Source organism: Pseudoalteromonas sp. T1lg48 (genome assembly GCF_002964785.1).
GTDB lineage: Bacteria > Pseudomonadota > Gammaproteobacteria > Enterobacterales > Alteromonadaceae > Pseudoalteromonas.
On sequence record NZ_PQCC01000018.1, the window covers coordinates 912,959 to 921,046 of the forward strand.

At 50.2% G+C, this 8,088-nt stretch carries 6 protein-coding genes, 1 other RNA gene and 1 pseudogene; 2 read left to right on the plus strand and 6 right to left on the minus strand.

What is annotated here, in order from left to right:
• Positions 1–38: 38 nt before the first annotated feature.
• Entirely contained in the window at positions 39–617 is a 579-nt protein-coding gene (locus C2M29_RS13315; protein WP_105190221.1) for a hypothetical protein, read from the minus strand.
• Positions 618–747: 130 nt separating this feature from the next.
• Here C2M29_RS13315 and C2M29_RS13320 point away from each other — a divergent pair, with 130 nt between their 5' ends.
• Positions 748–1,593 (plus strand): LysR substrate-binding domain-containing protein, encoded by an 846-nt coding sequence (locus C2M29_RS13320; protein WP_105190222.1) that lies wholly within the window; start codon positions 748–750, stop codon positions 1,591–1,593.
• A gap of 7 nt (positions 1,594–1,600) precedes the next feature.
• On the opposite strand, the gene C2M29_RS13325 is transcribed toward C2M29_RS13320, so the two are convergent.
• The 4 genes and pseudogenes from C2M29_RS13325 to C2M29_RS13340 all read right to left on the minus strand — a co-directional run bounded on the left by C2M29_RS13325 (position 1,601) and on the right by C2M29_RS13340 (position 5,822).
• A complete protein-coding gene (locus tag C2M29_RS13325; RefSeq protein ID WP_105190223.1) occupies positions 1,601–2,773 on the minus strand; it encodes an FAD-dependent oxidoreductase in 1,173 nt (390 codons plus the stop codon).
• 3 nt (positions 2,774–2,776) lie between these two features.
• Positions 2,777–3,946 carry a 2-octaprenyl-6-methoxyphenyl hydroxylase gene (ubiH, locus tag C2M29_RS13330; protein WP_105190224.1) on the minus strand — a complete coding sequence of 390 codons (1,170 nt, stop codon included), beginning with the start codon at positions 3,944–3,946 and terminating at the stop codon, positions 2,777–2,779.
• Positions 3,947–3,949: 3 nt separating this feature from the next.
• Positions 3,950–5,259: pseudogene (gene pepP / locus C2M29_RS13335) on the minus strand (Xaa-Pro aminopeptidase).
• A complete protein-coding gene (locus C2M29_RS13340; RefSeq protein WP_105190225.1) occupies positions 5,259–5,822 on the minus strand; it encodes a UPF0149 family protein in 564 nt (187 codons plus the stop codon). Before C2M29_RS13340 ends, pepP begins: the two are co-directional and overlap by 1 nt.
• 196 nt (positions 5,823–6,018) lie before the next feature.
• Between C2M29_RS13340 and ssrS the strand changes: the two genes are divergently transcribed.
• Positions 6,019–6,201: non-coding RNA, 6S RNA (gene ssrS / locus C2M29_RS13345), on the plus strand.
• A 178-nt stretch (positions 6,202–6,379) separates the two neighbouring features.
• On the opposite strand, the gene C2M29_RS13350 is transcribed toward ssrS, so the two are convergent.
• Positions 6,380–7,513: an FG-GAP repeat domain-containing protein gene (locus tag C2M29_RS13350; protein ID WP_105190226.1), complete on the minus strand. Its 1,134-nt coding sequence runs from the start codon at positions 7,511–7,513 to the stop codon at positions 6,380–6,382.
• Between the last annotated feature and the right edge of the window lie 575 nt (positions 7,514–8,088).

The window sequence follows — 8,088 nt, forward strand, 5'->3', positions numbered from 1 at the left end:
ATCTGGCAAAAGATGCTTACATAACCCGAAGAGCTCATTTAAGCAGCTTGTGCTTGGGGGTTAAAATGAGCGCTGGTCAGGTTATGGGTTAAATCCGTTAGCGTTGACGCCAGGGCAAACACGCGATAGTACTGCTGCGCATCTTTAGCGCTGGCAACCACAAAACAGTCGCCGCACTGCACGCCATAATGCTGGCTGTTATCGCCTAAGGCCATGCCCATATACAGGCTGAATTGCTGGCTTAGGAACTCGCCGGCATCGGGACCGCTAAAGTGCAGACAATTCAGCTCGGGACGCGGCAAAATATCCACATCAAATGACTCGCTGGCCGAAGTTAGCACCGTCAACAGCTGCTCGGCATTGGTGGTCACAATGCGCAAGGCGGTATCACTTAAGAAGAAGACATCAAAACTGAGCGACTGCTCGGCAAGCTCATAACGCACCGCCATACCGGTTTTATTAGCCCAGTTCAAGGTGCTGGTCTTCAGGCTTTGCAATAACAAGAGCACTTCCGAACCACCGAGATCGATGATCTGTTCATTGGCCGACACAAAGGTATTGGTCTGGGCGTTTTCTGCGCCGTGATGGCGGGCAAAAAAGAGAGATTGGAACGCCATGGCTGCCTCAACTGTGGATTTTTAAACTGTTGGCAGTATAGGGCTGGGCTTGGGCAACAACAAATTGTAATTTTTTATCGATTGATAAATAATTGCAATGTATATAGGCCAATAAATTTCCTTTACTAATATGAAAAACATCCCCATGGACAGTTTACGCACCCTGGTCACCGTTGTTGACGTGGGTGGCTTTGCCAAGGCCGGAGAGCTGCTGGGGCTGTCGCAACCTGCGGTCAGTCTGCAAATAAAGCGCCTTGAAGATTTACTGGGCCGCAAGCTGTTTAAAAAACAGGGGCAACGCCAGGTGCTTAATCACCAGGGCGAGCAACTGCTGCCGCTGGCCAAGCAGATCCTCAAGGAAAACGACGCCATCTTGCAGCTCTTTAGTAATGAAACCGTCACCGGTAAGGTGCGTCTGGGCATTCCCAGTGAATTTGCCGCCAGCATTTTGCCCGCCATTATTGGCGACTTCGTGTCCTTGTATCCGGATGTGTCGCTGGAGGTGAAATCCGAGCTCAGCAAACAGCTGATGCATGTGAGTAACCGCGACGAGTTTGACCTGCTGCTGACCCTGGTCGAGCAGCTCGATAACCCCCACTACCCAAGCTTTTTGCAGGATCAGCTGGTGTGGGTGGGCAACACCTCCATCAACCCAAACAAACCGGTCACCCTGGTGGTGGCACCGCAGGGCTGTATTTATCGCCGCCGCGCCATTGACGCCCTGGAGCAGGCCGGCATTCCCTGGCGTATTGTGTATACCAATGCGGATTTGACCGGACTCACGGCGGCCATTAAGGAAGAGCTGGGGATCACGGTATTGGCACGTAAAACCGTGCCCGAAGAGTTACCCTTTACCACACACACCGACATGCTGCCGGTGCTTGGGCAAGTGGGCATTAGTTTAATCAAACGTGCTCAGGAGCCGGCTAATGCCATAGATAAACTGGCAGAGTTTATTACCTTACGCCTGAGTTAAGCCTGGATTATTTGCCGAGCGCCTGCTCGGCGAACAGCTGCTTCAGCGGCTTGATATCGTTCACCGCACTTAAGCCTAAACCGCGTACCAGCTTCTTGATGGGGTTGTTACCGGCAAACAGGGATTTTAGGCCCTGCATGGTGGCAATATGCTTTTGCGCATCGAGCTTACGCTCGCGCTCATAGGTACGCAACGCACGTTGAATATCGCCCTCACCGCTGAGCAGAGGCTCGGCCAGCAACTCGGTAAAGCGTGCCGCATCCTTAAGACCTAAGTTCATCCCCAAACCCGCTAGCGGGTGTATGGTATGAGCCGCATCGCCCATCAGCACGATACGCTCCTTCACCCATTGACGGGCGTAGCGCATGGTCAGTGGGAAGACCGGGCGTTTGGATTGCACCTCACACAGGCCACACTGACCGTCGAAGGCGGTGTAGAGCGCCTTATTAAACTCTTCGTCAGTCATGCCTTGATAGGCTTGTGCCTGCTGCGGTGAGCACGACCAGACGATGGAGTGCATATGTTCATCGGCCAGGGGTAAAAATGCCAAAGGACCGTCCGGCAAAAACACCTGACGGGCGCACTGCTCGTTGCCCTGCTCGGTTTTAATGGTGGCGACCAGGGCATGGTGATCATAATCTTTAAAGGTAATGGGCAGATTAAAGCGCTGACGCACACCTGAGTTGGCCCCGTCTGCGGCAATCAAGAGCTCACACATCACCGGTGAGCCGTTATCCAGGGTAATTAATACATTGCTGTCGCTTTGGTGAATGTCTTTATAGGCGTGATTAAACAACAAGGTGACATTGGTTTGCTGCTCTAATTTGGCTACCAGAGCGCGGTGGATAACATCATTTTCAATAATATGACCCAGATGGGTGACATCGTAGTCGTCGGCGCTGAAATGAATATGGGCGAAGCTGTCCTTATCGCGCACATCCATTTGCGTATAAGGGCTAATACGCTGCTCTTGCATCAGCGGCCACGCGCCGAGCTCTGTAAACAGGACTTCGCTGGCCTGGTTAATGGCACTGACGCGCAGGCCGTATTCGTCGCTTAAGGGCGCGCATTTATCGCCGGCATCGATGACCACCACGGAGACGCCTTGCAGGCTCAGTGCCAGCGCCGCACTTAAACCGACACACCCGCCGCCTACCACGGCTACCTTTGCTTGAAACATGCGTTAATTAAACCCCATTAATTGTTTTGCTAATGGTTGGCGCAACGAACTGCATAGTTGCATTGCCGCCAAACCCACACTGCGCCCAAGGGCTATGGTGCGCGAGCCATTGGAAAAGGTACGTACTAAACCGTCGGTCAATGTCATCACCCGGGTAATGTCCTCGGCGCGCGCCTGAGCGTAGGCCGAAGTAAAGCCGTATGTGCCCAACTCATCACCAGCATAGGCAATTTTGGCCACCAGTTCTTTGATGTCGCGCAGACCAAGGTTAAAGCCTTGTCCGGCAATGGGATGAATGGCATGGGCGGCATTGCCTATGACCACGGCGCGATGGCTGACAAGACTATTCGCTCTGCCCCACACCAAGGGGTAAACACTGCGCTCGCCGACCTGGGTAAAGAGCCCGGCGCGATAGCCGAACTCGTGCTGCAGTCTGGCAACAAACTCGTCGCTGGAAGCATCTTGCAAGTCGCCCAGCTTATGGCCTTGGTCGCACCACACCAATGAATAGCGCTTACGCGACATGGGCAGTAAGGCCAGCGGCCCATGGCTGGTAAAGCGCTCAAAGGCCTGACATTGATGGTCGTCCTGCACTTCGACATTGGCAATGAGGGCGTGTTGCGTATATTCCTGGGTGTCAAAATCCAGATGTAATAGCTTGCGCGTGGGTGACTGGGCACCATCGGCCACCACCAGGAGTTTGGCGCCTAACTCGGTGCCATCGTCCAAAGTGATCCGGTTGTGTGCCTCATGCATGCTCACCGCCGTGACTTTTGCCGGGCAAAACTGAGTGACCTGAGTATGGCTTGCCAAGGCACGATGCAAGGCCTGACCCCAGGGGCGCACCTCAACCACATAACCCAAGGCGTCAAGATCATAATCCGCATGGCTGATCTGGGTTTTGCCAAAATGACCGCGATCGGAAACCTGCACCTGTTTGATGGCACAGGCATAATCGCTGTGCTCATTAAACAAGCCATGCTCTTTGAGGTATTGCACCGAGTCGGCGGCCAGGGCGATGGATCTATCGTCAAAACTGGGATGATAGTCGTTACTCGGCTGGTACGCCTCGATAACGGCTAAACGCAATTGCGGGCACTGCTGTGCTAAAACATTAGCCAAGGTGCCCCCGGCTAAACCGCCGCCTACAATCACTACATCAAAGTGCTGCACCTATTAGCTCTCCTGCATTAGCGCTTCAATTTCGGCCACTTCTTTGGGCACCGAGACGGTAAGATTTTCATGGCCGTTTTCGGTGACCAGCACATCGTCCTCGATACGAATGCCAATACCGTGATATTGCTCGGCAACCGGCGCGTCTTCGCTGATGTAGAGGCCCGGCTCAATAGTTAGCACCATGCCAGGCTCGAAAGGACGGTCTTTTTCATCTTGCTTGTATTCGCCCACATCGTGCACGTCTAAACCCAGCCAGTGGCCAAGACCATGCATGTAAAAGGCGCGATAGGCCTGGCTTTCTAATAGCTCGTCAAGCTCCCCCTCAAGCAGGCCGAGGTCAATCAGCCTTGAGTAAGAATACGGTTTACCACCTTGGCGGTTTGCGCCAGAGTATTACCCGGTTTAACCATGTCCAACGCCGCATATTGCGCCTTTAAGACCACTTCATAGACGGCCTTTTGCGCGTCGTTAAAGCGGCCGTTGACAGGGAAGGTTCGGGTAATATCGGCGGCATAACCAGCCAGCTCACAGCCGGAGTCGATCAACACCAGGTCGCCGTCTTTGAGGGGCGACTCGTTTTCGGTGTAGTGCAAGATGGTGGCATTATCGCCGCTGCCCACTATGGTGCCATAGGCCGGGTAGCGGGCGCCGTTCATGGCGTAATGATGATGCAACTCGGCTTCAAGTTGATACTCTGTCGCCCCGGCCTTGGCAAAACGCATGGCGCGTTTATGGGCGTCGGCGCTGATCTTGCCCGCTTGGCGCATGATCTCTTGCTCGGCAGGTGATTTAAACAAGCGCATTTCATGCACCAGGGTGCGAATATCGCGTATCACCTCGGGAGCACGGTAACCCTTCTTAGGGGCACCGCGAAGCGTATTGAGTAAGGCAAAAACCTGGTCATCCACGTCTTTGTAGACGCCCTGGCCGTAGTAAAGGGTGGTTTTCTGATTCACCGCATCGATGAGCCCCTGATCCAGTTCGGCAAGGGTATAGGCATCGTCGATAGGTAATTGTTCCTTAGCGGCATCGGCGCCCATACGGCGACCATGCCAGATCTCGGCGGTTTTATCTTTGGCGCGACAATATAGAATCGACTTTTGCTCTTCACCTTTTACCAGCACCAACATGGCATCGGGCTCGTTAAAGCCGGTGAGATAGAAAAAGTCGCTGTCCTGGCGGAACGGGAATTCGGTATCACGGCTGCGGGTAATTTCCTTGGCAGCGGGAATAAGGGCAACCGAGTTGTGTTTCATTTGCGCCAGCAACTGGTGCTGGCGCGCGCGGTATTCTGCGTTCGTGATATTCATTAGTGTAGCGTCTTTGAGGTTGTCGCCGTGCTCTCTCGTTTACCCAACTCGGCAAAGCAAAGCATGGCCGATACGCGCACGTACTCAAGCACTTCATGCAGTGCTTGCTTGTCTTCTTCGGTCTCATCGAAGTGGGTATCGAGGCGGCTGATTTCGGTGAAGTCCTGGATCACTTCTTTTACGTCATCGGACAACTTGCCATAATCTTTTTGCTTTAGGCCAAAGCCAAGTAAAAAGCCGTTAACCCAGGCTACCAGGGCATTGGCCTGATCGATCAGGCTTTCTTCTTCGTCCGGCAGCATCAGCTCAAACTGCAGTTGCTCGTTTGAGAAGCTTTCAACCGCTTGGGTATAGAGCTCACTCAGCCATTGCTTAAGGGTCTTTTCGAAACTGATGCCGTCATTAAGCACGTCACTCAGCAGACCCAGGTAATCTTTTTCTTCGATATCCAGGCCACAGGCCAACAGGCCGGTGATAATTCCCTGCACTTCGGAGGGCATCACAAAGATGTCGTTACTTTCCAGGAGTAGTTGGGCTTGCTGATAGCTAGGTTGTTCGCTCATGATTGGCTCGCGTATGACGAAAAATATTGATTTCAATGCCCAATGCTACCATCGCTGCGAGAGCGACTCCACCGTATTGTTACCACCCAAGTATGATAGCGATCAAATAACGCCCAGCTTGTTTACTTTGCCCGCACTTAGAAGGAAATTTTGTGATTAAGCTGTATCCCTGTTGCTGGGTCTTATATACTAAAGGTGTTCCCTAGCTTGTTGGCCAGCGAATGACGTCCCTGAGCCGATAATTTTTATTTAGGAATGCATTTTGTAGGCTACTGCGCAAGCTCGGCATGTACCGAGAAGCCTACGGCTTACAGGTGTCTTCCGCCTTGAACCTTAGGGTTCAAGGGCTGATATTCGTAACCGCAACGCCGGGGAACACCCTTCCTTCTTTCTAACTAATATCCCACTAAACCACAGACTAGGCTAAAGACTGATGTGGTGTAATAGCTCAGCAACTTTATAGTAAAAGCGTAAAACCGTGACCCTTTTATTAGCACGGCTGCCTGCAAAACAAGAATTACACGTATATCCGGCAATGATTTCTGATGCAAAAGTCATCAACGCTTTTGACTAATATAAACTGCAGCTAAGCTGCTGTTGCCATCAGCAATTATAAAATCACTTTTACCATCTTTATTGAGATCTACCAAAGCTACTGCCCACGGATTAGGAATACTCGTGTGCTTGAATGTATAACTTTCAAGTGTTGTTTTATTGCCAATAATAGCGGTCAACTCACCAGACCAATTAGCAACTAACGCATCCTGTATTCCATCTCCGTTTATATCTCCTGTAGCTACTTGTTTAGCTCCAGAAGTTGTCGCTATCACAGTTTTTTGGGTTTCATGAAAACTCCCTTGCCCATCTCCAGGTAAAACAGATAAAAAACGACCATTTGTAGCGACAACTAAGTCTAACTTGCCATCATCAGTGAGGTCTGCCAATTCGACAAAAAATGGAGACGCAGACAGCCCCATCTTTGTTAAAGAAAATAACGTATTATTTGAACCAGAATTAACTGCTATACCGATATCGCTTTGATTGGGAGTAACTAAGTCCAAGGCCCGATCGCCATTTATATCAGCAACTGCAAAGCCTCGGTATGGATCCCCTCCGACATCGATTATTTTACCGGGTGTTTTGAATTGACCATTCGCCAGACCTTTCAATACTAACAACCCGTCGTTGTCGCGACTGTCTACGATCAGCTCTGCAATATTATCGCCGTCAAGATCTTGTAATTGCACCTCATGGGGATGAGGCTTAATACCGATATTTAATGGTGACTGGGAAGCCTTGTTGAACCCCCCTTTACCGTCCCCAAAAAGTAAGGTCACATATGATGTTTCATGGTTAGCAATCGCGACATCAACATTTCCATCTTTGTTAATATCAGATACGGCAATATCAGTAGGGTTTTCGCCAACGGGAAAGCGAGCTAATTCGGATAAGTCTCCTTTGCCATTCCCTTGAAAGATAGCGATATTATTGTCTAAATAATTCGAAACAATAATATCCTTATTACCATCTGAATTAAAATCACACACTGATATAGAGGGTTGTCCATCCCCGACATGAAACACCCTGGGAGAGAAATTGATCTCTCCTATCTCAATCGTTTTCGCCACAACATTGCTACTTACTACGAAGAAAAGAAGTGTAGAAAACGTGAAAACAATCCTATTAGTCATTTTGCCACCTTAATCCATTACGGCAGACTTATAGCCGAACTAAAACTGTATGACCAAGAAGCATAGTGTTTAATACTTATTTCGACCACATCATATGGGCATTCACAGGAACCGTTTAGAGTAAGTATGTTTTATTAGGATGAATACAAAAACCAGCACTTGGCGGGGTTCTTTGTTGAATAGCAGCTCGGTTCGTTGTTTAAAACGTGAGAGCAGGGATACGCGAAGGATAAATGCTTTAAGGATGATTTAGTTTTACCAAACGGATAACCTTAAATCCCTGAAAGCAAAAAACCCGCTGCATTACTGCTACGGGTTTCTTTAAATATGAGCTTGGTGCGTTACGCAGTCAGATGTTCTACTTCGTAGCGACTACCTTCGTAGCGAGTACCTTCGTAGCGACTACTTTACTTCGGGCAATACCGACCTTGCCCTAGGGGTTGCCTACGCGATGTAAAGCTGTTCCCTACAGCTTTATCACATGGATGAATTCGCTTCGCTCAGCTTTTTTCCTGCCATGTTCAAGTAGAGCATCAATGCTTTTAAACGAAAAAACCCAGCTATAAGCTGGGTTC